Genomic DNA, 24410 nt, shown 5'->3' with positions numbered 1-24410 from the left:
TTGAAAAGGTTATTTGTTTAACGATTTCAAGGGGAGTAAAAACGGATGGTGCCCAGAAGAGGACTCGAACCTCCACACCCTTTCGAGTACCAGCACCTGAAGCTGGCGCGTCTACCAATTCCGCCATCTGGGCGACGAGGAGCCATGTACGGGGGCAGTCGTCTGGTGTCAACAGAGATTTTGAAGTTTTGTGACGATCATTGATTTTTCAGTGAAAAAATCGATGTTTGCGGTGGTTGGCTCGCGTGCGGGGGCGACAGCATCCATCACCGCCTTCTGAGAATCAGGTGTCCATACCTTCGTTCTTCGATCTATCGAGGTGGCCGAGGTCCCGGTCCGGGTCGATGACATCACGGACGCGTTGCTTGAGTTCCTTGGCACCAGGAAAGCCACCATCGCGTTTGCGTTCCCAGATGACCTCTCCGTCCACCAGGATTTCAAAACGCCCGCCTGTCGCCGGCACCAGAGCGACTTCGCCGAGGCTATCGGCGAAGGTATGAAGCAGTTCCTGCGCCATCCAGGATGAGCGCAGGAGCCAGTTGCACTGGGTGCAATAGACAATGGAAATACGTGGTTTGCGGATTGCGTTTGCCATCTTGCCCTCGTTCGTGCCTGAAGGAATAATTCTTCAGCAGGCACACGTTTGCAAGTAGTGAACGGCGCGGCTCTTTACATCGGCGAAGAAATCGAGCGTTCCGCGATTCGCTTGTAAAACAAAGTGGTTCCACAATATGCGCCATTCGGAAACAGCGCGTAGTCCGGGATGACGCCCACGCGTTCCCAACCAAAACGAGGGTAGATCGCCTCTGCCTCGCTGCCGGTTGCCGTGTCCAGAACCAGAAGTGTTCGTCCGCGTTTTGCAGCTTCTGCCTCTACCTGTGCCATCAGCTTGCGGGACACGCCAAGACCACGGGCCGAGCGGTGCACCAGAAGCTTCATCAGGTCACCGCGGTGGGGCTGGTTGGGTTTGGAGGCAAGGCCAATCTGAACGGTGCCGACCGTTCTGCCATCCAACTCAGCCACCACATGGATTGTGTCGCCATGATCGACGGCCTCCGCCACGCTTTTCCAATACGTCATCGCATCAGCCGGTGCGAAAGGCAGCATGAAGCCGACGGAGGCGCCGCCATTGACGCAATCGGACAGAATCTCGGAAAGGTCTGGCAGTGCGGCCAAGGTCTCGCTACTTGTCAATGTGCGGATGATTGTCATTTGAAGCTCCTAAAAATATCAGCGTTTGCGGTGGTCCAGCACCACGGCGTAGCGAGCAGGGGTGTCGGTCGGGTTGTGGAACGTGTGCCCGTCGCCAACGGGCATGAACAGGCAATCGCCTGCTTCCATCAGATACACACCCGCGCCCGTCGTCATCTCGATGCTGCCTTCCAACAACCACACATATTGCGTCATTCCACGGCTTGCGGCATGCGGCGGAAAGCTGACCTTTGCGTGGGCGGGAAAATTGACTTCAACAATATCGACATCGGAGCCGACGTAGGGAGGAGATACGGCGCGACGCACATAGCCCGTGTCAGGGTCCCGCCATGTCGGTTGGTCCTGCCTCTTGACCAAGGGCGAGACGATTTCTCTGTCCTCGGCAAAGAAGCCCGAAAGCGAGAGCCCGAGCGCCGCGCAGATGCGTGCCAGAAGCGCCGCAGTCGGACTGGCTTCTCCGCGCTCGATGCGGGAAATCATGGCGCGGCTGACGCCGGATGCGGTGGCCAGCTGTTCGAGCGTCAGATTGCCCTGTGCTCGCAGATGCTTGATGCGTTCAGCGATTGACTGTTCGAAAGTGTCGATGTTATTTTCCATCATATAAGAATAATAATCCTATATAATGGAGTCAACATCCATCTTAGTGGAATTCAGGTCTTGGTGGCAGGATAATCTGGCTCGCCACTCTGCCCCAACGCTCGCTGTGGCACTGTAAGCTGGCCCAGAGGGCTGAAAAGCCCAACTTAAAAGGCTTTTAACCAAATTCCCGCTTTTCCAGCGCAAAAGCCCCTGCTATAGCGCGGGGCATGAGCACAAATTCGACCCGCACCCCGCTTGACCATATCCGCAACTTTTCCATCGTTGCCCATATCGACCATGGCAAATCGACGCTAGCCGACCGGTTGATCCAGTCGACGGGCGGCCTTGCTGAGCGCGACATGTCCGAGCAGGTGCTCGACAATATGGATATCGAGCGCGAGCGTGGCATCACCATCAAGGCACAGACCGTGCGCCTGCATTACAAGGCGAATAACGGCGAAATCTATGTGCTGAACCTCATCGATACCCCCGGCCACGTCGACTTTGCTTACGAAGTCTCGCGCTCGCTGTCAGCTTGCGAAGGCTCGCTGCTGGTGGTGGATGCGTCTCAGGGCGTCGAAGCGCAGACACTGGCAAACGTGTATCAGGCCATCGATAACGACCACGAGATCGTCACCGTCCTGAACAAAATCGACCTGCCTGCTGCTGAACCGGATCGTATCCGTGAACAGATCGAGGAAGTCATCGGCATCGATGCGTCTCAGGCCGTGCTGATTTCGGCCAAGACCGGTCTTGGCATTCCGGATGTTCTTGAAGCCATCGTGCACCAGTTGCCGCCGCCAAAGAGCGAGCTTGGCGAGAAAGGTCCGCTGAAGGCTCTGCTGGTCGATAGCTGGTACGATACCTATCTCGGCGTTATGGTTCTGGTGCGCGTTCTCGATGGTGTGCTGACCAAGGGCCAGACCATCCGCATGATGGGCACGGACGCGAAATATCAGGTGGAACGCGTTGGCGTTCTGACCCCTAAGATGGTGGCTGTCGATAGCCTCGGCCCTGGTGAAATCGGTTTCATCACCGGCTCCATCAAGGAAGTGGCCGATACCCGCGTCGGCGATACCATTACCGAAGACAAGCGCCCCACAGCAAAGGCTTTGCCGGGCTTCAAGCCTGCCCAGCCGGTCGTGTTCTGCGGCCTGTTCCCGGTCGATGCTGCCGATTTCGAAGATCTGCGCGCCGCCATGGGCAAGCTTCGCCTCAACGACGCGTCCTTCTCGTTTGAAATGGAATCGTCCGCCGCTCTCGGCTTCGGTTTCCGCTGTGGCTTCCTCGGCCTCTTGCATCTCGAAATCATTCAGGAACGCCTCGAGCGCGAGTTCGATCTGGACCTCATCGCAACCGCCCCTTCGGTGGTCTATCAGTTGACGATGACCGATGGTTCCGAGCGCGAGCTGCACAATCCGGCTGACATGCCTGATGTCGTCAAGATTTCTGAAATCCGCGAACCGTGGATCAAGGCGACTATCCTGACGCCGGATGATTATCTCGGTGGTATCCTGAAACTCTGTCAGGACCGCCGCGGCGTACAGACCGAACTAACCTATGTCGGCAAACGCGCCATGCTCACCTATGAGCTGCCGCTCAACGAAGTCGTGTTCGATTTCTACGACCGCCTGAAATCCATATCCAAAGGCTACGCATCCTTCGATTACCATCTCGATGGTTACCGCGAAGGCAACCTTGTGAAGATGTCGATCATGGTCAATGGCGAGCCGGTGGACGCGCTCTCCATGCTCGTGCACCGCACCGCAGCCGACAAGCGCGGCCGTGACATGTGCGAAAAGCTGAAAGATCTCATTCCGCGCCACATGTTCAAGATCCCCATTCAGGCGGCCATTGGCGGCAACGTCATTGCGCGTGAAACGATCTCTGCCATGCGCAAGGACGTAACCGCCAAGTGCTACGGTGGCGATGCCACCCGCAAGCGCAAACTTCTGGACAAGCAGAAGGAAGGCAAGAAGCGCATGCGCCAGTTCGGCAAGGTGGACATTCCGCAAGAAGCGTTCATTGCAGCGCTGAAAATGAGCGATGATTGATATGAAAAGGGCGCTGAGGCGCCCTTTTTGTTATGATGGCAATTGCTTATCGACCGCGAGTTTTTATCGAAGACAGCTATGCCGTACCGTTCACGCAAAGAAGCCGCCTGCCCGAAAGCAAGCGGCTCTTTCAACTATTGACGACATCAACCTCTTAAGGCTGAGTCTGCGTACCGCCCGTGTTAGGCGAAGCAGGCGTCGCATTATCGGGTGCAGCCGGTGTCATGGGGGCAGGCGCTGGAGCCTGATCACTGACGGCTGGGGGCGTTGTTGACGACGTCGTCGTTGGGTCAGTTGTCGATGGAGCGCTCATCTGCATCCAGATGAAGCCGCCGACCAAGAGAACTGCGATGACCGCAACCCAGGGAGCCCAACCCGCAGATTTGCGGGCAGCTTCTGGCGTTGTGCGAAGTTCAGGGCGATCTGGACGAAGATTGGGGTCGCGTGGCAGATTTGGATCGAATGTCATGATGTTTTCTCCTCTTACTATGGGGAGAAAATGCGATTCTGCGTGATTGGTTCCAGAAATCTATAAATGGTAAAAACTGGTACCCTTACAGTATCGAACGCGCCGTATCGATCGCCTCACTCAAAACCTCCATCATTTTCGGGTCGTCGCATTGCGAAACGTTGAACCTCATATGGGTCAATGCGGCGTATGACTGACTGAAAATATTGCCGGGCGCCAAAACCACATGTTTCAAAAGAGCATGGCGAGCGACCTTTGCCGCGTCGACCCCTTCAGGCAAGATGCACCATAAAAATATACCCGCTTGCGGCTCGATCCACGGTGTGATGCCGAGCGCGCGAAGCCGTGATGTTGTTTCCACTCTAGCTCTGGACAGTCGCACTTTCACGGTCTCGATGTGTCGCCGGTAGCTGCCATCCTTAAGCGCTGCCAGCACCACTGCCTCACATAGTTGGTTGCCTGAAAAACTCGTGGCTATCTTCATGTCGGTCAGCGGCTCTATCCAAGGTTGTGGTACTGCGATGTAACCGCAGCGAATGGACGCCGAGAGCGTCTTGGAAAAACTGCCGATCTGCACGACCCGGCTCAGACCATCGAAGGCAGCAAGTCGCGGCGCTTTCTGGTTTTCGAAATCTGCGAAAATATCGTCCTCGATAATCGTCAGTCCGGCACGTTCCGCCAACATCAGCACCCGATGCGCTGTAACCGGAGAAAGAACCGCGCCGGTGGGATTGTGGATTGCAGAATTGGTGATGTAGAGGCGGGGCTTGTGTTCGTTCAGAGCTTCTTCAAACAGCGCAACATCCGGTCCGGATGGTGTATAGGGTACGCCGATGATCTTGACCCGGTGGGCGCGCAGCAGAGCATGGAAATTGAAATAACAGGGGTCATCGACCAAAACGGTCTGCCCCGGCTCCAGCAGGAAACGGCAGAGCAGATCTATAGCGTGCGTGCCGCTATCCATCAGCATGATGTGTTCCGGCGCAGCGTGCACGCCGTTCTCCGACAGTCGCCGCGAAAGCAATTTCCGCAATGGTAGAAGTCCGAGCGGAGTACCGTAGTCGGTCAACAGGTCTGTGTCCGCGCGGGCCACGCTGCGCATGGCACGGCGTATTGCCTCTTCCGGCATCCATGAAGGCGGCATCCAGCCACAACCGGGTTTGATCATCCCACTCTGCCCATCCAGCGCAAGGCGCGAGACCCAGAAGGGATCAACCGCATGGTCGAGCTTCGGGCCTATTTCGGCAAGTGAAAGAGGAGCCAGGGCGGCCGCCACATAAAATCCCGACCCGGGGCGGGAGTGAATGGTGCCCTCTGCCATCAACCGTTCATAGGCTTCGACAACGGTTGAGGTTGAAACCAGCATTGTCTTGGCGAAGGCGCGAACCGATGGAAGTTTTGATCCCGGCGCGAGGATGCGTGCCGAGATACGCTTTCGAACTTCCGCCATCACGCTGTTGATGCGAGGCGCGTTATCGTGAGTTTTGCTCGGGATCAGATTCATCCGTATTGCTCTCAATACCATAACAGTTTTACAAAACTGTACCGCAGTGTAGCTGTCTGCACCATCCATTCCGGTTCATAAATCCATCGAAATGGAGCATTGGAATGGATAGGCAGTCGGCTGGTTGGGTGAGCGGTTTTGTGGGCGTGGTTATTTTCAGCGGCTCTTTGCCAGCAACACGTTTGGCGGTTACGGGGTTCGATCCCGTGTTTCTGACATTGGCGCGGGCCAGCATTGCCGGGTTGCTCGGGGTCGCGCTGCTTGCGGTCTTTCGGCAGAAGCGTCCTGCACGGAATGACGTGCTGTCACTGGCCATCGTTTCGCTGGGTGTCGTGGTCGGCTTCCCGCTGCTGACAGCCATGGCGTTGAAGCACATCACCTCGGCCCATTCTGTCGTCTTCATCGGTCTGCTGCCATTGGCGACGGCCATATTTGCCGTGCTGCGCGGAGGCGAGCGCCCGCGTTTGGCCTTCTGGCTCTACTCATGTCTGGGCAGCGCATTGGTCGCTGGTTTCGCGATGACGCAGGGCGGCTCGGCGTCGCTGGCCGGTGATCTACTGATGTTGGCGGCCATCGCGCTTTGTGGCCTTGGCTACGCGGAGGGGGCGGCCTTGTCTCGCAAGCTTGGCGGTTGGCAGGTCATTTCGTGGGCGCTGGTTCTGTCCTTGCCCATCATGCTGCCGCTCGCACTCTTCACCATGCCAGCGTCGTGGAGCACTATTGGAGGTGGCGCATGGGCCGGGCTTATCTACGTGTCGCTGTTCAGCATGTTGATCGGCTTTATCTTCTGGTATCGTGGACTGGCGCTGGGCGGCATTGCCGCCGTTGGTCAGTTGCAATTGCTCCAACCCTTCATGGGCCTTGTGCTGGCGGCGAGTTTGCTGGGCGAAGCCGTCAGCATCCCGATGCTGCTGACAACGGTTGGCGTCGTGGCCTGTGTCGTCGGTGCAAAGAAATCCGCGACGAAGCCACAGCCCTGTTAGCCGTTGCCGCGTCGGGATGTCCAGCGAAGCCAGCTTTCCTCGTTGCCGCTGAAGACGTTGAGGTCGATCTTGCCCTCTACGCCATGGGACAGGCCAGAGCCGGAATATTGCCAGAACATCCATTTGCGGTCTGGATAGACCTTGGACGGGTGTTGGGCCACGGCCCGCAGCCAGAAGGGGTAGTTCAGGAATTCACCCGACAGATGGTCCTTGTAGAAATCCGGGGCAGTGTAGATGATCGGGCGCTGGCCGTAATGGCGTTCCAGCATGTCCATGAATACCTGCATCTTTTCCAGCACCTTGGCGCGCGGCAGGCGCATCTTGCAGCTGGATTCGCCATTATATTCCACATCGATGACAGGCGGCAGCGCATCCGGGTCACGCGGCACGTTACGAATGAACCAGTCTGCTTGCTGGCTTGCAGGGCGGCACCAGTAGAAGAAGTGGTAGGCACCCCGGCGCAGCCCTGCTGCCTTGGAGCGGTTCCAGTTGGTCTTGAACATGGGGTCCAGATGATCACCGCCATCGGTCGCCTTGATGAAGGCGAAGTTGGCGCCGCGTGATCTCAGCCTCTCCCAATCGATATTGCCCTGCCAGCGGGAAACATCGACGCCGTGGACGGCAAAATGCCGAGGCGTGACCTTGCCGAAATTGATCGGCTTGGCATCGCTGAAGTTGGACCGGAAGATGCGGGAGCGTACGGCTGGTCCGGCATTGATGGCAGGCGCTGCGGCCATGGCCATCTGCACCGACTTCTCATCTGGAAGACCGACACCAGCCTGTGGCGACATCGACGTGTCGATCTGGGGCATGGCGCGACGGGGTTCGGCTTGTTGGTCCACAGCGGCAAAGGCTTTTGGTTCCTGTGGAAGCGGCCCACCCCAGGCCAGGACCTTCTGGGCAGGTTCGGCACGAAGCGTCGCACGCGTTTGGCCAACACTGGCCTGCGGCACAGGCGCCGAAGGCGTTACGGAACTCGTCGTTTCCTTGGAAGGAATTCCCGCCATCAGGCTTTCCGGCCCAGAACTGGACGTACAGGCCGTGAGGGATAGGCAGGCTAGAATAATGGCTGGCACTGTCGATCGATACATGAGAATCCGTACGCAAAACAGACGGGCAAACACAAAACGCACCGCCCTGGAACCTTGAAAAAAGATGACTAACGACAAATTATCAAAAAAGGCTGAATCCAATCTTTACGATCGGAAAATGATAAAAAAGATGAGCTGACATTTGCGTGAGACTGCGGTGAGCATGATAGCAAAAAGCGCGGACGAAACCGCCCGCGCTCATGTTCGAAATTCCCGTTTTTTCTGATCAGGCAGCGCGCCGATGATCCCGGCGGCTATCCTGCGCGCTGTCGAGGCGGAACTGCTCCAGCAGACCAAGCAACTGATCCGTCTCTTCATTCAGCTGCTCACTGGCCGCACTTGTCTCTTCCACCATCGCCGCATTCTGCTGCGTCAGCAGATCAACTTCACCAACGGAGCTATTGATCTGCTGCATGGCAATCGACTGGTCCTGCGTTGATTGCGTGATCTGCTGCACATGGTCGCTGACATGGGAGATTTGCGTGCCGATCTGGGCCAACGCTTCGCCTGTCTGGGTAACGAGGCTGGAACCTGCGGCGACCTCCTTGTTCGAAACGGCAATCAGTTGACGGATTTCCTTGGCGGCTGCGGCCGATCTTTGCGCCAACTCGCGAACCTCATGGGCGACAACGGCAAAGCCCTTGCCCGCCTCACCGGCGCGCGCTGCTTCAACGCCCGCATTCAGAGCCAGCAAATTCGTCTGGAACGAAATGGAATCGATGACCTCGGTAATGTTGCCGATGGTCTTCGATGCATTCTCGATCCGCTCCATGGCCGAAATCGCATTGCCGACGATGACAAGTGACTCATCGGTATTGCGGCGTGTCTTATCGACAATGGTGTTCGCTTCCCGGGCACGATCCACGGCGTTGCGCATGTTGGAGTTGACCTCATCCACGGCTGCTGCCGTTTCCTCCAGCGAAGCGGCCTGACGTTCCGTGCGGCGCGCCAGATCAACAGCGGATTCCGACATTTGCTGCGCGTTACCGCGGATGGCACCGACGTTTTCGAGAATGCCGCCAATGGTTTCGCGCAATCGCAGCATGGACTGGTTGAAGTCGACGCGCAATTGCTCGAGACGGTCGCTGAATGGCGTATCGATGGTGGTGGAAATGTCGCCTGCGGACAGGCGCTCCAACCCACCGGCCAAGGCCGCAACGGCGAACTGGATCTGGCGGTCCAGCTCTTTCCGCTCTGCATCGTTGGACTGGCGTGCTGCTTCGGCAGAGGCGCGCTGTTCCTGCGTGGAGGCTTCGAGACGAATGCGCTCTTCGGCATTTTCCTTGAACACTTCCAGCGCGCGCGCCATGTCGCCGATTTCGTCGTAACGGTTCTTGCCCGTCAGTGGAATATCGATATCGCCCTTTGCCAGCCGCTTCATGGCGCCGACGATCCCAAGGATAGGGCCTTTGAACGTCATCACCAGGCCGATACCGGCAAAGATGGCAACGAGTACGCCGATCACCATGGCTGAAAGCGAGATGCCATCCGCCTTGATGCGCTCGGTATCGGCGGCAGTGCGCTGCTTTTCGGCAAAACTCGTCAGACTGGTCCAAACGTTGCGGATCTCGTCTTCCGCCATGCGGAACGCGACCTGACGCTGCTGAGACATGGCGAACAGGTCTGCCGATGCGCGGTCCAGCTTGGTGGCCATGGCGTCGATCGATTCGGCGCTCTTGCGCGTCGCCTCAGACATCGTCTTGTCGCCGATCATCTCGCCGGCAGAGACGTTCAGGCGGAAGGCGACATCTCTGAATTTCTCCAATGACGCCTTGGCTGGGGCCGCAACAAAGCCTGCCATTTCAAGCTCTAGATTTTTTGCGTCTTCGGCAATCTGCCGTGCGGTGGCAAGAAATGCTGTTGCCTGTTCGATAGGCTGGTCGAGCTTGCCGAAAACCTCAGTCGCCTGGCGGGATTTGACGGTAGCAAAACCCTGAAGTCGAATGGTCGACGGGCGCATGATGTTGACCACGCGGTCGATCGTGCCGACTGTCGCGTCATTGACGAGGCCGATATCGAGCTGGGCGCGGATTTGGGTCACGCCCTCGGCCAGCTGGTCAATAATCATTTTCTGATCGACGGAGGCGATGCTGACCAGTTCCTTGGCCGTTGTTTCCAGATTGGAAATGGCTGCCTTTACGACAGCCGTCTTTTCCTCGGGCGATGTCACTCTGTTGAAGTCTGTGACCACAGTGGCAATGAGGTTTGCGCCGCGATTAAGTTTGTCTGCTTCGCGCAACAGCAGCTTGGCTTTGGCTTCGTCGGTCTGAAGCGTATTTCGGATGTTGGTTGCGTTCGCCAGAAGGCCGTTCAGTTCCTTCTTGATGACTGAAAGGTCGGTATCCATACCAGCACGAAGTGCCTGCTCTTTCTGGTGGCTCGACCACAATTCATCGACCTGATTGGTGATGACTTTTGTTCTGTCAATCGCGTCTTTTATTTCGCTGGAGTTACCATCTTCGGTCGCGCGCAGAAAATTGGCCTGTTCGGCCAGCTGGCGGTGCAAGGTGGTGCGGGTCTCCTCATTAGTGTTGGTAAGAAACGATGTCATGCCGCCATACACTTCTTTGAATCCGGTCAAGGATTGCAGGATCGTGTTGGAAACATCCATGCGGCTTTGCAGTAGATTTGATGCGTAAAGCCCCGACAATCCCACTGCGAGAATACTTGCAATAAATGGCGCTATGAACACGATGACTTTCGTTTGTATCTTGAAACGTGCCAGCAAGTTATCGATCATCATTATTTTCCCCAAAGTCCGCTTTTGGCCTTCAATTTCTTTGAAGCCGAAAAGATCAGCGTGCCTACACTTCTGCAACCGAGGTTTGAAAATAATGTTAATATTCAGTGAGTTCGATATTTCGCGAATAATGCCAAGGGAGAAGCCGGTATGCTTGAACCGGCTTCTTTGACGGGCATTTGCTGCACGATCAGTCGCTTGCTTTGAGCGTGCTCTGGAACGCATCGATGATTAGCTTCACCAGTTCCTTGTGAATGTCTGCTCTGTCACGCTTATGCGTCTGCTCACAAATCGGATCGATTTCACCGACCGATTTCAAAAATGCGTCTGCATCTTTTTTGCAGACGGGCAAAAAGCTGAAATGGTTGCTGTCATCGACTTGCATGTAAGTTGCATGCGGCACGTCCTTAGCCAACTGGTCCGAAAGCACAGAGACAGGAATGTCGCCGACGCTGCCGAGATTGATGAATGTCATCGGAATGTCGATAGTCTCAAGACTGTCCTTCGTGAAGGCGGCCTCCAGCCCCGGGTCGACAAGCACGGCAGACCGGATGCGCGCGTCGCGATTGGATTGTTCAAAGCGTGCCTTATCGACGCTGCGCAAATCAAACTTCGGAACAACGATCTGTTCATCGTTCTTATAGCCACGTCCACCCGAAAACCACTGGCAATCCATGGATGTGGCATAGTCCACGCAATATTTTACGTAGGCATTAAGGTCGGCGCGCGCACCTGCAAGCTCCATCGCAGCACTCCCGCCCAGCGAAAATCCCAGAACGCCAACGCGGCTCTCATCAATGGATTTTGACCATTCGGCATTGGTTGTGAGCGATGTGATGATGGTGGAGAGATCATCGGTGCGCTCCCATATTTTCGGTGTGTCTTCCGGCGTGGAATCGCCACTGGTCGTGCCGGGGTGATCTGGTGCGGCAACAATGAAACCGGCTTGCGCAAGAGCTGTCGCAATCCATGCCATACCGATCGCGCGCGAGCCGGAGCCATGGGATAGCAACACCAATGGCAGGCGATGCGGTTGGATGGGGGCATCTTTGAAAGCGGGCGCTCCTTCGAAAATCCTGTTGTCACCCACGCTGACTTTCTGGCTCATCCCTCCAGACGGGTACCAGACGGTAACGGATAAATCCCGGCCGCGAGAAGAGGACTGGATGGCTATATCGCGGGTGCCGACATTTTCGCCTGCAAAAGCGGGCGGTGTGGCGAGAACGAATAATACGGTAGCGGAAAGAATGCAGCGCATGGGAAAGCCTCTTGAAATGAAACAACGAGGCTGATGTCTGCGCATCGCCGTTTTTTTACGCCCTGAAACACGTTTGAGGTCGTTCGCGAACGCGATCTGGTCCATGTAGAAAGGGTTCATCATTTCCAACCTGGGTCGTTCGCCTTGATTTTCCTGCCTTTACCCCTTGTTGTCGCCCTACTTCTTTGTCTGATGTTGATCTCGATCCTTCGAGCCAATGGCGAAGGAAAGGCCAATCTACCGTTTCTGGCGTTGCTCGTGCTGAGCGCCACTCAGTCGGCACTTGTTGGTCTGCGCTGGGGCTATCAAGTCGATTGGCTGAAATTTTCATTGCCCGTAACGGCATCTCTTTTGCCGCCGCTGGCCTATGCCAGCTTCCGCAGCCTGATGAACGACTGGCGTTTGAAAAGTGCGGAAACGCTTGCCAGCCTTGCTGTTCCGCCACTCGTCATCATAGCCTTGCTGATCCTTTATCCGGTTGCTATCGATTTTGCCCTCATTTCTCTTTTTGTCGGCTATGCGCTGGCCATCATCCTGTTGGGACGGCGTGGGCCGGATGGGCTGGAGGAGGCGCAATTTGCGAGCGTCACATCCGTTCACCGCGCACTCTATATCGCCGCTGCCGCCCTTTGCCTTTCCGCAGCCTTCGATATTGTGATCCTTCTCGACTACGAATGGACGCGGGGTCAGAATGCCGGTGTCATCATCAGCAATTGCAATGTGCTCGGCCTGCTCCTGATTGGGCTGACGGCATGGGTTGCGGGCGACAGCAAGCCTGAAAAATTTTCGGCGCTAACGGAAACAGAGCCAGTGAGCGCCACCACCGAAGACCATGAGATCATGGCGCGGCTGGAAGAACTGATGGCGCGGCATCAATTCTACAGAGACGAAAATCTCAATCTCTCCCGCCTAGCCCGCAAGCTGGCATTGCCCAGCCGCCAGATTTCCAATGCCATCAACCGCGCAACGGGCGGTAATGTCTCTCAATATATCAACCAACTGCGCGTGAGAGATGCATGCCGATTGCTGGAGGAGACGGATCAATCCGTGACGTCCATCATGTTCGAAAGCGGCTTCCAGACCAAGTCCAATTTCAACCGGGAATTTCGCCGCATCACCGGCATGAACCCGCTGGCGTGGCGGGAGCGGGAGGTTTGGAAGCTGGTGTCAGCGCATAAAAATGGCCACCCGGCGTAACCGGATGGCCATCAAATATGGACAGAAGATGATTACAGATTGCCGTTACGCTGCTGGATCATCATGTAGGTGTCGTAGGTGTATTCAGCGATCTGAGCCCAAAGATAGGCATCTTTCTTAAATGCCTGCTGGCTTTCGTAAATCTTCTTAAAGTTCTCGTTGACGGCAGAAATCTCGGCATAGGTTTCGAGCGCCGCCTTGTGGCAGACGTCTAGAATTTCCTGGCTGAACGGGCGCAGAATCGCGCCTTGTGCGACGAGTTCCTTCAACGCCTTCGGGTTGCGGGCATCGTAACGTTCCAGCATGGAAGCGCTACCGGCCGCGCAAGCGTCTTTCAGAATGCGCTTGTAATTGTCCGGAAGGCTGTTGAATTTCTCCAGATTCACGAAAGCATGGCAAGCCGGTCCGCCTTCCCACCATGCGGGATAGTAGTAATATTTCGCGACCTTGTAGAAGCCAAGCTTCTGGTCGTCGTAGGGACCGACAAATTCCGTTGCGTCGATAGTGCCCTTTTCCAGCGCCGCATAGACGTCGCCGCCTGCGATCTGCTGCGGGGTGACGCCCACCTTCTGCATGACCTGACCGGTGAGGCCCGCAATGCGCATCTTCAGACCTTTGAGGTCGTCTATGGTGTTGATTTCCTTGCGGAACCAGCCGCCCATCTGCGCGCCGGTGTTACCCAGCAGAATGGAATAGATGTTGTGCTTGGCCAAAAACTCGTTCATCAATTCGTTGCCACCAGCCTGGTTGAACCACGCGTTTGTCTGGCGGGCATTGAGGCCGAAAGGTACGGAGGTGCCAAGCGCAAAGGTCGGGTCCTTGCCGACATAGTAGTAAGAGCAGGTGTGCGCCATTTCGACTGTGCCCGTCGTCACGGCATCGGCCGCCTGAAGGGCTGGAACGATCTCGCCACCGGCAAAATGTTGAATGACGAAATTGCCGCCGGACGCTTCCTTGACATGATCGGCCACGATTTGCCCGGCGCCGAACAGGATGTCGAGACCCTTGGTGAAAGAGGACGTCATGCGCCAGGTGATCTTTGGGTTTTCCTGGGCAATGGCGGGCGCGGCGAGCGCGGTTGCTGTAACACCTGCACCAACGGCGCCGGCCTTGCGGATGAATGATCTGCGATCCATGTTCGATTAAGCCTTGAATATGAAGATTTAAGGCGAACCGCCTGGTACGCCTCCCGTGGACTACTAACCATGTCCGGTTGCAGTCTTCAAGGTAATCTTGATCATATTGAGGTGGGTCCCTCTGTTTTCCAGTAGAGGCAGGGTTCAATATCAACCTTGACGTGAATGAGCGGTCTGGGCGAGGCTCTTGTCGTCGCCTCGTTTCGAATTTGATTATCTGACTCCATTGAGTTTTAGAATTATTCTAAATTGTCTTGCCAAAATTCCTGACCGAGGGTATTTAGAATTATTCTAAATTGGATGGTTCTCATGCTCCTCAACCTCTTTTCGCGGTCCAAGCGTCCTTTCTCGTCTTTAAGCGAACAGGAAATCCTGGCCTTGGCAATATCGTCAGAAGAAGACGATGCCCGCATTTACCGGTCCTATGCCGGACATTTGCGAGCGGATTATCCGCAATCGGCCAAGGTGTTCGATGAGATGGCGGAGGTGGAGCAGGCGCATCGCAATATGCTGATCGGGATGCACCAGGAAAGATTTGGCGACGTCATTCCGCTTATTCGCCGCGAACATGTCAGCGGCTTTTACGAGCGCAAGCCGGATTGGCTGGTCAAGAACCTGTCTGTCGGGACCATGCGCGAACAGGCCGAGTTGATGGAAGGTCAAGCGATCCGCTTCTATGACGAGGCAGTCAAACATGTCACTGATGCATCGACCCGCAAGCTCTTGGGCGATCTGGCCGAGGCGGAACGTGGGCATCAGGACATTGCCGGGATGCTGGAAGGCAAGCATCTACCGGAAGACGCCAGATCCGAAGAAGAGGAAACCGCAAAGCGCCGATTTCTACTGACTTACGTCCAACCGGGTTTGGCGGGCCTGATGGATGGTTCGGTCTCGACACTCGCCCCCATCTTTGCCGCCGCCTTCGCCACGCAGGATACGTGGCAAACATTCCTGATCGGTCTCTCAGCCTCCGTCGGTGCCGGTATCTCGATGGGCTTTACAGAAGCGGCTCATGATGATGGCAAGCTTTCCGGCCGTGGTTCACCCTTCAAGCGTGGTCTTGCGTCCGGCATCATGACCGCAATCGGTGGTCTCGGCCACACGCTGCCCTACCTCATTCCGCATTTCTGGACCGCCACTGCCGTCGCTGCCGTCATCGTCTTCATGGAACTCTGGGCCATCGCCTTCATTCAGAACCGCTACATGGAAACGCCGTTCCTGCGCGCTGTGTTTCAGGTCGTGCTGGGTGGTTCGCTGGTGCTGGCGGCAGGCATAATCATCGGTCACGGCTGAGGCGAAGGGAGGGCTCAACGCGTTGTTTGAGCCCTCTTCAATGAACTATGCAGCCTGCGGAACGCGGGCGATGGCTTTGATCTCGAAGTCGAAACCCGCCAACCAATTCACGCCAACGGCAGTCCATGTGGGGTAGGGTTTTTCACTGAAGACGGTGGCCTTGACAGCCATGATCGTGTCGAACTGCTTTTCCGGGTCGGTATGGAATGTGGTGATATCAATGATGTCATCGAAGGTCGCATCGGCTGCTGCGAGAACAGCTTTCAGATTTTCGAAGGCAAGCCGCACCTGCTTGGCGAAATCCGGTTCGGCGGAACCATCATCGCGACTGCCGACCTGTCCTGAGACGAACAGAAGGTCGCCAGCGCGGACTGCTGCCGAGTAGCCGTGCTTTTCATAAAGCGCATGCCGATTGGCGGGAAAAATTGCGTCGCGTTTGCTCATTTTTTAACTCCAGATTTCAAGGCAGCAGCGTCCAGTCCTCGTAAATGCGCCAAATGCGCCTTGCGAGGTCGAATGGTCAGGCCTTTGATGACTTTACTGTTCGGGACGAATTTTGATATACGTTCCGTATGTCTAAATATGTAAACATACGGAACGTATGTCAATAGGTATACGCATCGTATGTTAATCGTGGGGTGGAACATGACACCAAAAACCCGGTCGCAAATGGTCGAAGAGACGCGCACGAAACTCATCGCGGAGGCGCGAAAAGCCTTTGCATCAAAGGGTTATGCCGCATCGTCCATGGATGACCTGACAGCGCAAGCCGGACTGACGCGCGGTGCGCTGTATCATAATTTTGGTGACAAAAAGGGGCTGCTTCAGGCCGTGATCGACCAGATCGATGCCGAAATGCTGGCGAGATTGCGTGTCGTGCAGCAGGAGGCGGACACGCCCTGGCTGGGTCTGCTGGCCGAAAGCGTGGCCTATATCGAAATGGCCCTGGAGCCGGACATACAACGCATCATGCTGTTGGACGGCCCGGCAGTGTTAGGTGACCCCGCCAAATGGCCGAACCAGACGGCCTGCCTCAAGAGGATCGAGGAAACGGTTCAGGCGCTGGTCGATGACGGCACGTTAAAGCCGGTCGATGCAAGAGCCACGACATGGCTGCTGAATGGTGCTGTGTTGAACGCGGCGCTCTGGATCGCCGCCGCCGATGATCCGCGCGAAGCCTTTCCCAAAGCCGTCCAGGCTTTTCGCCAGATGGCTTCAGGCTTGCTGGCAGATGCCTGACGCTCGTCTCGGATATTATCGCAACGCGCCAACCAGAACGTCTCGACCGTCCTCGATGGAAACCCAGCGGCCCGTGTTGAACGAGGCCTGACGCTTGAGATATGTATAGTTCGTATCCGTCCAGAGCTTTACGTCATCCGAAAGGTTGTCGAGAATGAAGTCGCCGTCATTGGTGCGCAGCGTCAGCACCGCATGACCTTCTCCATCCGGCTTGCGAACGACGGTGATCAGAAGGTCGGACACGGCAAAGCCGCGTTCCATCAACTTTCGGCGCTTCAAAAGCACGAAATCTTCGCAGTCACCAGCGGTCTTGGGATATTCCCAGACTTCATCCTTGCCGTAAACTTCCAGATCGGTCATGGCGACGATAGTCGTGTTCACTTCCTTGTTGACGTCGCGAATGACCTTCCAGCCATATTCAGTGACACGCGGGGGAGGGGTCAGCTTGCTGCGAATATCGCACTCGGCCATGTACTTCTGGCAGAACTCGTAATGACCGATAGGCTGGGACGTGATGCCACCGGTGACCATGGCCGGGCTGCCCTTGTTCTCGGCCTGTGCAGAGGCCACAGAAAGTATTCCGGCCGCAACTGCCAGAAGCAGTGCCCGCGCTGCGTTCATCATGAAACCCGTCCCTTAAAATCTTAATGAAAAGTTAAGAGACGGTGGGGGTATGTGTCAATCGGAACTCGGTGTCCATGAACGCAAGATGAATAATATGGTTAAGACTGTAGCCAGTTTGCCTACGAAACAAGGCTTTTCGCCGCTGCCAGCATGCGCTCTATATCCTGTGGGCGCGACAGTCGGTGGTCGCCATCGCGGATAAGGCTCAGCACCACGTCGTCGGCAGGCAGATGCTCAAGCAGTTTGAGGGCGTGCGTATAGGGTACATCCTCGTCGTTCATGCCCTGTAGAATGTAGACCGGGCATCCGGTCTGGATAATGCCTTGCAACACGCGGTTGTCGCGTCCGTCTTCGATCAGGTCACGGGTGAAGATGTTCGGCTCTGTGCTGTATTCGGACGGCTCTTCGAAATAACCTCTGCCCTCTAGTGATGTCTTTTCTTCATCTGACAGATTGGGCTCTATCAGTTCGACGGTGAAATCCGGAGCGGGGGCGATGAGAAGCAGGCCAGCTATTTCCGGACCGATTTGAGCCTTGCGCAGCTCTTCGACCAGCCGCAGTGCAATCCAGCCGCCCATGGAGGAGCCGACGACCACGATACGTCTCGGTGCCGTGTGACGCAGCACGGCCATTGTTTCTTCCAGCCAGCGCGAGATCGTGCCTTTGTTGAAGTCGCCCTTGGATGCACCGTGGCCGGAATAATCGAGGCGGATGCAGGCGAGGCCGTTCTCTTCGGCAAATCGGTCGAGCTCCGCGGCTTTGGTGCCGGTCATGTCGGAGCGATAGCCGCCGAGCCAGACGAGAGCAGGAGCATCCTCACCATTTGTCGCTGCGCGTGAGAGTATGGCGATGTCGCGAGCCTCATCGGCAGTGCCAACCGTCAAGTATTGAATCGTTTGCTCAGTCATATCGGTGAGAATCTCCTGCATTTTGCTCTCCATGTAGCGTAAATTCGGAAAAAGCACGACAGGAGGTGATTTTTTTGCGTGGGTATGCTATTGACTTCGCGGCGGCATTCACGACATTTCCGCCATTTGCACCGACAAGCTGGTTTTTGCCGACGCGATCCCGAAACAGATCAGGAGAATACGACCATTCGCAGACCGTTCAAAGCCGATGCCCCCGTCAAAGAGGGCCCGCGCTCCAACAGGGAAATTCGAATTCCCAAAATTCAGCTGATTGATGAAGAAGGCCAGAACCTTGGCGTCATGGCGACGGACCAGGCTCTGAAGATGGCGGAAGACGCCGGTCTCGATCTCGTTGAGATTTCGCCGAACGCAGAACCGCCCGTATGCAAAATTCTTGATCTCGGCAAGCTGAAGTATTCGTCGCAGAAAAAGGCGGCAGAAGCGCGCAAGAAGCAGAAGATCGTTGAGGTCAAGGAAATCAAGATGCGCCCCAACATCGACACCCATGACTATGAGGTGAAGATGAAGGCGATGAACCGTTTCTTTGACGAAGGCGATAAGGTAAAGGTGACTCTGAAGTTCCGTGGCCGCGAAATGGCTCACCAGGAACTCGGCATGAAGCTTCTTCTGCAGGTTAAGGAAGACACCCTGGCGATTGCCAAGGTCGAGGCCGAACCAAAGCTGGAAGGCCGTCAGATGATGATGGTTCTGGCACCAAAATAATGTGAGAGCGTCTGTATCGCAGGCGTTTTGACAAATCCGCAGGAGGATTACCTATTCCCCGTTGCTCTTTTTTATAACTACGGTTATAGGAGCGCGTCCGAACGGTCCGGCAGGGCATGCCGAGTCCGTTCTAGAATAGCTTGAAAGCAGGCTTCGTCTGCCTGTCTTTCGATACAAAAAATGGAGTAGCAAAATGCCCAAGATGAAGACGAAGTCCGCCGCTAAAAAGCGGTTCAAGATCACAGGCACCGGCAAGGTTCTCGCAGCTGCCGCCGGCAAGCGCCACGGCATGATCAAACGGTCCAACAAGTTCATTCGCGACGCGCGCGGAACCATGGTTCTGGCCGAAGCTGACGCCAAGAAGGTCGTCAAGAACTACCTGCCGAACGGTCTTTAAGACTTTTCCGCATTTTTGGACATTTTAAGGAGATCATGACATGGCACGCGTAAAACGTGGCGTAACTTCCCGCGCCAAGCACACCAAGACACTCAAGGCAGCCAAGGGCTTCTACGGCCGCCGCAAGAACACCATCCGCGCAGCCAAGGCTGCTGTGGATCGTTCCAAGCAATACGCTTACCGCGACCGCAAGGTTAACAAGCGCAACTTCCGCGCTCTGTGGATTCAGCGTATCAATGCTGCTGTTCGCGAATTCGGCCTGACCTATGGCCGCTTCATCGACGGCCTGAACAAGGCTGGTATCGAAGTAGACCGCAAGGTTCTGTCCGACATGGCTATCCATGAGCCAGCTGCTTTCGGCGTTCTCGTCGATAGCGCCAAGAAGGCTCTTGAGTACCTCAAGGATGCAGGCACCACCAACGAATTTGAAACCGCTGTAAAGTAATTACGGCGCGGACAATCTGTTGTTCATTTGAAACCCGCGCCGGTCACCGGTGCGGGTTTTGCCGTTTTGATCACCGTCCTACGGATATCACAAACCGGGCAAACGCCCATATATGAGTTCCAAATGCTGGAAGCCGCCGACCCACAGGAGCAAGCACGGGGATTTCACGTCCATCTCGAGGACGCGGATATTGCTGCCCTGATGCAGGTGCTGCTGGCGAGTGATGGCCGCATACAGCAGCTTAACCTGTCTGCGGGATCTGTCTGGATCAAACGCCAGGGCATTGAAAAAGCACCGTGGTGGATAAAGCTCCAGGCGCTTGCGGCGTCGGCTCTGCCGTATAAGTTTCTAAAGCCGTCACCAATCCTCAAGCCCGTCGAGATGATGGAGCGTGAAAGGCGGCGGATGATGGAGTTTGGCGCTAAGGGTTTTCCCGTTCCCGACATCATCTATTCCTCGCAGACGGCCATCGTCATTTCCGATGTTGGTCCCACCGTTCAAAGAATTTTGAAATGGAAACGGCGGGCGGGCGAAACAGATCATGACGCGCTTCTCATCGACTGTGCTGCGGCGATCGGGGATTTGCATGCAGCCAGCCTGTGTCACGGTCGTCCCCATGTCCGCGATTTCTTTTTGCGCGATGGCCGCATCGGTTTCATGGATTTCGAAGAAGAGCCACAAGCCGTTATGCCACTCGAGACCGCGCAGGCGCGGGATATCTGGTTGCTGTTTCTACCGCTTTGCATACTCGCGCAAAACGGCCGTGCGACGTTGGATGCGGCCTATCAGGCATGGGCGTCGCGTGCACCTGAAGCTGCAATCATTGAATTGCGGCGGCTGGTGCGTGTTCTTGGCCGTTTTTTGCCGCTCGCCCGGTTGATTGGGCGCGTGCAGATGGGTAGTGATCTGCAACGCTTTATCGTGGCGACCGATTATCTGAAGAATGCTGTTGAACCCGAAGCCGCAGGCTAAAGCCCGGCGAGGCAGGAAAAAATGACCGAACTGGATACCTTGAAATCACAACTGATGTCGGACATCGCAGGCGCTGGAGATGAAGCATCCATCGAAGCCGTGCGTGTTTCTGCATTGGGCAAAAAGGGCTCGGTATCAGAGCTTCTGAAAACACTGGGTTCGATGACGCCGGAAGAGCGCCAGACGCGCGGCGCAGCGATCAACCAGCTCAAGACCGATGTGACGGATCTAATTACCGCGCGCAAGACCGAGCTGAAAGACGCTGCCATCACGGCGCGCCTCAAGGCCGAGACACTGGATGTCAGCCTGCCGGTGCGCCAATCACCGGCAGAGCGTGGTCGCATTCACCCGATCAGCCAGATCGTAGATGAGATTACCGCAATTTTTGCCGATATGGGCTTCTCGATCGCTGAGGGCCCGGATATCGAGACCGACTATTATAACTTCACGGCGCTGAACTTCCCCGAGGGACATCCGGCCCGCGAAATGCATGACACCTTCTTCTTTCCACCAAACGAGAATGGTGAGCGCAAGGTGCTGCGCACACATACCTCGCCGGTGCAGGTGCGCACTATGGAAGCCCAGAAACCGCCGATCCGCATCGTCATTCCCGGCAAGACCTATCGCCAGGACAGCGATGCCACGCACTCGCCGATGTTCCATCAGGTCGAAGGTTTGGTCATCGACAAAAAATCAAATGTCGGCAATTTGCGCTGGGTGCTGGAAGAGTTTTGCAAGACCTTTTTTGAGGTCGATAGTGTCGTCATGCGCTTCCGCCCCTCCTTCTTCCCCTTCACGGAGCCGAGCTTCGAAGTGGACATCCAGTGCGATCGTTCCGGCCCCATCGTCAAGTTCGGCGAAGGCAAGGACTGGATGGAAATCCTCGGCTGCGGCATGGTCCACCCCAACGTTCTGCGCGCTGGTGGCCTCGATCCGGATGAATATCAGGGCTTTGCCTGGGGTATGGGGCTCGACCGTATCGCCATGCTGAAATACGGCATGCCTGATCTGCGCGATTTCTTCAACGCCGACGTTCGCTGGATGACCCACTACGGCTTCCGCCCGCTCGACATGCCTACCTTGTTTGGCGGTTTGAGCAGTTAAGGAGATAGACAAATGAAATTCACACTCTCCTGGCTGAAAGAGCATCTCGAAACCGATGCGTCTCTCGAACAGATTTGCGAACGGCTGACCGCCATCGGTCTTGAAGTCGAGGATGTCGATGATAAGGCGGCTTACAAACCCTTCGTCATCGCCAAGATTTTAACGGCTGAAAAACATCCGGAAGCTGACCGACTTAAAGTGCTGTCTGTCGATGCGGGCGAGGGTAAGCCGGTGCAGATCGTCTGCGGTGCGCCAAATGCGCGTGCCGGTCTTGTCGGCGCGTTGGCGCGTCCGGGTGACTATGTTCCGGGCATTGATGTGACACTGGCTGTCGGCAAAATTCGCGGCGTGGAAAGCCATGGCATGATGTGCTCCGAAAAAGAGCTCAACATGTCCGATAGCCATGACGGCATTATCGATCTACCGGACGATGCGCCGGTCGGCACGTCGTTCGCGACCTATGCCGGTCTTGACGATCCTGTCATCGAGATCAATCTGACGCCAAATCGCCCGGATTGCACGTCCATCTATGGCATTGCACGCGATCTCGCAGCGTCGGGCCTCGGCACGCTGAAGACAAAGCCCGCTCCAAGCTTCAAGGTCGAAGGCGCAACCCCGATTGATGTGACACTCGATCTGGACGACGCGGCACTTTGCCCCGGCTTCGGCTTGCGCCTTGTGCGCGGGGTGAAGAATGGCCCCAGCCCTAAATGGATGCAGCAGCGTCTGCTCGCCATCGGTCTTCGTCCCATCAACGCGCTGGTGGATATCACCAACTACATGACCTTCGATCAGGGTCGCCCCATGCACGTCTTCGATGCTGCGAAGGTCAAGGGCAACCTCGTCGTTCGTCGTGCCAATGACGGCGAAACCATCCTTGCGCTCGATCAGCGCGAATATAAGCTCGGTCCGAACAATGTGGTCATCGCCGATGATAACGGCATCGAATCCATCGGCGGCGTCATGGGCGGCGAGCATTCCGGTTGTGATGAAAACACCGTCGACGTGCTGATCGAATCCGCGCTCTGGGACCCGATCAATATTGCCAAGACCGGACGTTCGCTCGGTATCATCACCGATGCGCGGTACCGTTTCGAGCGTGGCGTTGACCCGGAATATATGGTGGCTGGTCTGGAGCGCACGACGGAACTGGTGCTGGAGCTTTGTGGCGGCACGGCGGGTGAAGCAAAGGTCGTCGGTTACAAGGTTTTTGAGCCCAAGATCGTCGATTTCCCGCTATCCGAAGTCAAGCGGCTGACCGGCCTTGAGGTTTCCACCGACGAGAGTCTTGATATCCTCAAGGGCCTCGGTTTCGGTATCGAAGGCTCAGGCGAACGCGTCAGTGTTTCCGTTCCCTCGTGGCGCACGGATGTTGATGGCAAGGCGGATCTGGTGGAAGAGGTTATGCGCATTCATGGCGTCGATAACATCAAGCCGGAACCGCTGGAAAGTTTCGGTGCCGTCAATGGCCGTATCCTGACCACGCTGCAAATCCGCACCCGCACCGCGCGCCGTGCGCTGGCCAGCCGCGCCATGCTCGAAGCCGTTACATGGTCGTTCATTCCAGAAGCACAGGCCAGGCTCTTCGGTGGTGGTTCGGCAGCGCTGAAGCTTGCCAACCCAATCGCTGCCGACATGTCGGATATGCGTCCTTCTCTGCTGCCAGGTCTTTTGACGGCCGCACAGCGCAATGCCGATAAAGGTTATGGCGACGTCGCAATTTTTGAAGTCTCCGGCACCTATGAGGGCGATACGCCGGAAGCTCAACGACGCGTGGCTGGCGGTGTCCGCCGTGGCACAGCATCGCTGTCCGGCTCCGGTCGCATGTGGTCGAATGTTGCAAAGGGCGGCGGCAAGCCGGTGGATGTCTATGATGCCAAGGCCGATGCCTTGGCCGTCATCGAGGCCTGCGGATTGCCGATGAGCAATGTGCAAATCGAAGCGGGCGCTCCCGGCTGGTATCATCCCGGTCGCTCTGGCACCATCAAAATGGGACCAAAGGTCATTCTCGGCTATTTTGGCGAATTCCATCCAAAGACGCTTTCTGCGCTGGATGTGTCGGGCATCTACAGCGGCTTTGAGATTTATCTCGACGCCATGCCTGAGCCGAAGAAGAAGGCCACGCGCACCAAGCCGGCGCTTGAGCTTTCACCCTTCCAGACCGTCAAGCGTGACTTCGCCTTCGTTGTGGATCGCTCTGTCGAAGCGGGCTCCATCATCAAGGCAGCCACCAGCGCTGACCGCAAACTCGTCACGGGCGTCAATGTCTTCGACGTCTTCGAAGGTGCGTCTGTCGGAGAGAACAAGAAGTCGGTCGCCATCGAAGTCCAGATCCAGCCAGTCGACAAGACACTGACGGATGAAGACTTCGAAGCTCTGACGGCAAAGATCGTCGGCAATGTCGAGAAATCGACCGGTGGCGTGCTGCGCGCTTAGAGACCTACGTCATATAAGATTAAAAAGGCCGAGGAAATGTTCCTCG

At 56.2% G+C, this 24410-nt stretch carries 23 protein-coding genes and 1 tRNA gene; 11 read left to right on the top strand and 13 right to left on the bottom strand.

Features of this window, described 5'->3' with window-relative positions; all coding sequences use genetic code 11:
- Positions 1-46: 46 nt before the first annotated feature.
- From ATO67_RS12495 to ATO67_RS12480, 4 genes are all read right to left on the bottom strand, one after another.
- Positions 47-133 (bottom strand) — tRNA-Leu (locus ATO67_RS12495).
- A gap of 150 nt (positions 134-283) precedes the next feature.
- Positions 284-595 carry an Rdx family protein gene (locus ATO67_RS12490; RefSeq protein WP_067649282.1) on the bottom strand — a complete coding sequence of 104 codons (312 nt, stop codon included), beginning with the start codon at positions 593-595 and terminating at the stop codon, positions 284-286.
- 74 nt (positions 596-669) lie between these two features.
- Positions 670-1212, bottom strand: a complete 543-nt coding sequence (locus tag ATO67_RS12485) for a GNAT family N-acetyltransferase (protein WP_067649279.1) — start codon at positions 1210-1212, stop codon at positions 670-672.
- Between the two features lie 18 nt (positions 1213-1230).
- Entirely contained in the window at positions 1231-1812 is a 582-nt protein-coding gene (locus ATO67_RS12480; protein ID WP_425352204.1) for a helix-turn-helix domain-containing protein, read from the bottom strand.
- Between the two features lie 194 nt (positions 1813-2006).
- On the opposite strand from ATO67_RS12480, the gene lepA reads away from it, so the two are divergent.
- Entirely contained in the window at positions 2007-3845 is a 1839-nt protein-coding gene (gene lepA, locus ATO67_RS12475; RefSeq protein WP_067649276.1) for a translation elongation factor 4, read from the top strand.
- 154 nt (positions 3846-3999) lie between these two features.
- Here lepA and ATO67_RS12470 read toward each other — a convergent pair whose 3' ends face one another.
- Both ATO67_RS12470 and ATO67_RS12465 read right to left on the bottom strand, forming a co-directional pair.
- The gene (locus tag ATO67_RS12470; RefSeq protein WP_067649273.1) at positions 4000-4314 is read right to left on the bottom strand and encodes a hypothetical protein; all 315 of its coding nucleotides are present in this window, start codon (positions 4312-4314) and stop codon (positions 4000-4002) included.
- An 85-nt stretch (positions 4315-4399) separates the two neighbouring features.
- Positions 4400-5839 carry an aminotransferase-like domain-containing protein gene (locus ATO67_RS12465; RefSeq protein WP_106404948.1) on the bottom strand — a complete coding sequence of 480 codons (1440 nt, stop codon included), beginning with the start codon at positions 5837-5839 and terminating at the stop codon, positions 4400-4402.
- An 83-nt stretch (positions 5840-5922) separates the two neighbouring features.
- On the opposite strand from ATO67_RS12465, the gene ATO67_RS12460 reads away from it, so the two are divergent.
- Positions 5923-6801: a DMT family transporter gene (locus ATO67_RS12460; protein WP_067649267.1), complete on the top strand. Its 879-nt coding sequence runs from the start codon at positions 5923-5925 to the stop codon at positions 6799-6801.
- On the opposite strand, the gene ATO67_RS12455 is transcribed toward ATO67_RS12460, so the two are convergent.
- The 3 genes from ATO67_RS12455 to ATO67_RS12445 all read right to left on the bottom strand — a co-directional run bounded on the left by ATO67_RS12455 (position 6798) and on the right by ATO67_RS12445 (position 11890).
- Positions 6798-7892 carry a glycoside hydrolase family 25 protein gene (locus ATO67_RS12455; protein WP_067649264.1) on the bottom strand — a complete coding sequence of 365 codons (1095 nt, stop codon included), beginning with the start codon at positions 7890-7892 and terminating at the stop codon, positions 6798-6800. The two genes, ATO67_RS12460 and ATO67_RS12455, sit on opposite strands and share 4 nt — an antisense overlap.
- A 226-nt stretch (positions 7893-8118) precedes the next feature.
- The gene (locus ATO67_RS12450) at positions 8119-10635 is read right to left on the bottom strand and encodes a methyl-accepting chemotaxis protein (protein ID WP_158667354.1); all 2517 of its coding nucleotides are present in this window, start codon (positions 10633-10635) and stop codon (positions 8119-8121) included.
- Between the two features lie 187 nt (positions 10636-10822).
- The gene (locus ATO67_RS12445) at positions 10823-11890 is read right to left on the bottom strand and encodes an alpha/beta hydrolase family protein (RefSeq protein ID WP_067649827.1); all 1068 of its coding nucleotides are present in this window, start codon (positions 11888-11890) and stop codon (positions 10823-10825) included.
- 144 nt (positions 11891-12034) lie between these two features.
- On the opposite strand from ATO67_RS12445, the gene ATO67_RS12440 reads away from it, so the two are divergent.
- Positions 12035-13087, top strand: coding sequence for a helix-turn-helix domain-containing protein (locus ATO67_RS12440; protein ID WP_067649259.1), 1053 nt, complete (start codon positions 12035-12037; stop codon positions 13085-13087).
- Positions 13088-13119: 32 nt separating this feature from the next.
- On the opposite strand, the gene ATO67_RS12435 is transcribed toward ATO67_RS12440, so the two are convergent.
- Positions 13120-14223, bottom strand: a complete 1104-nt coding sequence (locus ATO67_RS12435) for a TRAP transporter substrate-binding protein (protein ID WP_067649256.1) — start codon at positions 14221-14223, stop codon at positions 13120-13122.
- A 309-nt stretch (positions 14224-14532) separates the two neighbouring features.
- Between ATO67_RS12435 and mbfA the strand changes: the two genes are divergently transcribed.
- A complete protein-coding gene (gene mbfA, locus ATO67_RS12430; protein WP_067649824.1) occupies positions 14533-15516 on the top strand; it encodes an iron exporter MbfA in 984 nt (327 codons plus the stop codon).
- 45 nt (positions 15517-15561) lie between these two features.
- Here mbfA and ATO67_RS12425 read toward each other — a convergent pair whose 3' ends face one another.
- Positions 15562-15960, bottom strand: coding sequence for a RidA family protein (locus tag ATO67_RS12425; RefSeq protein WP_067649253.1), 399 nt, complete (start codon positions 15958-15960; stop codon positions 15562-15564).
- A 201-nt stretch (positions 15961-16161) separates the two neighbouring features.
- Between ATO67_RS12425 and ATO67_RS12420 the strand changes: the two genes are divergently transcribed.
- Positions 16162-16755, top strand: coding sequence for a TetR/AcrR family transcriptional regulator (locus ATO67_RS12420; RefSeq protein WP_067649821.1), 594 nt, complete (start codon positions 16162-16164; stop codon positions 16753-16755).
- A gap of 15 nt (positions 16756-16770) precedes the next feature.
- Here ATO67_RS12420 and ATO67_RS12415 read toward each other — a convergent pair whose 3' ends face one another.
- Both ATO67_RS12415 and ATO67_RS12410 read right to left on the bottom strand, forming a co-directional pair.
- Positions 16771-17379 (bottom strand): transglutaminase-like cysteine peptidase, encoded by a 609-nt coding sequence (locus ATO67_RS12415; RefSeq protein WP_067649250.1) that lies wholly within the window; start codon positions 17377-17379, stop codon positions 16771-16773.
- Positions 17380-17498: 119 nt separating this feature from the next.
- On the bottom strand, positions 17499-18287 hold the full coding sequence (locus tag ATO67_RS12410; RefSeq protein ID WP_067649818.1) for an alpha/beta hydrolase: 789 nt from the start codon (positions 18285-18287) through the stop codon (positions 17499-17501).
- Positions 18288-18473: 186 nt separating this feature from the next.
- On the opposite strand from ATO67_RS12410, the gene infC reads away from it, so the two are divergent.
- From infC to pheT, 6 genes are all read left to right on the top strand, one after another.
- Entirely contained in the window at positions 18474-19010 is a 537-nt protein-coding gene (infC, locus tag ATO67_RS12405; RefSeq protein ID WP_067649815.1) for a translation initiation factor IF-3, read from the top strand.
- 193 nt (positions 19011-19203) lie between these two features.
- A complete protein-coding gene (gene rpmI / locus ATO67_RS12400) occupies positions 19204-19407 on the top strand; it encodes a 50S ribosomal protein L35 (RefSeq protein WP_045230036.1) in 204 nt (67 codons plus the stop codon).
- 40 nt (positions 19408-19447) lie between these two features.
- Positions 19448-19852 carry a 50S ribosomal protein L20 gene (rplT, locus tag ATO67_RS12395; protein ID WP_045230035.1) on the top strand — a complete coding sequence of 135 codons (405 nt, stop codon included), beginning with the start codon at positions 19448-19450 and terminating at the stop codon, positions 19850-19852.
- Between the two features lie 123 nt (positions 19853-19975).
- A complete protein-coding gene (locus ATO67_RS12390) occupies positions 19976-20824 on the top strand; it encodes a lipopolysaccharide kinase InaA family protein (protein ID WP_245303972.1) in 849 nt (282 codons plus the stop codon).
- 21 nt (positions 20825-20845) lie between these two features.
- Positions 20846-21928 (top strand): phenylalanine--tRNA ligase subunit alpha, encoded by a 1083-nt coding sequence (gene pheS / locus ATO67_RS12385; RefSeq protein ID WP_067649248.1) that lies wholly within the window; start codon positions 20846-20848, stop codon positions 21926-21928.
- A gap of 12 nt (positions 21929-21940) precedes the next feature.
- The gene (pheT, locus tag ATO67_RS12380) at positions 21941-24364 is read left to right on the top strand and encodes a phenylalanine--tRNA ligase subunit beta (RefSeq protein WP_067649245.1); all 2424 of its coding nucleotides are present in this window, start codon (positions 21941-21943) and stop codon (positions 24362-24364) included.
- Positions 24365-24410 lie beyond the last annotated feature (46 nt).

Source organism: Agrobacterium bohemicum (assembly GCF_001562555.1).
Lineage (GTDB): Bacteria > Pseudomonadota > Alphaproteobacteria > Rhizobiales > Rhizobiaceae > Agrobacterium > Agrobacterium bohemicum.
The sequence above is the reverse complement of the archived record's forward strand: the minus strand, read 5'-3'. Positions and strand labels throughout refer to the sequence as shown.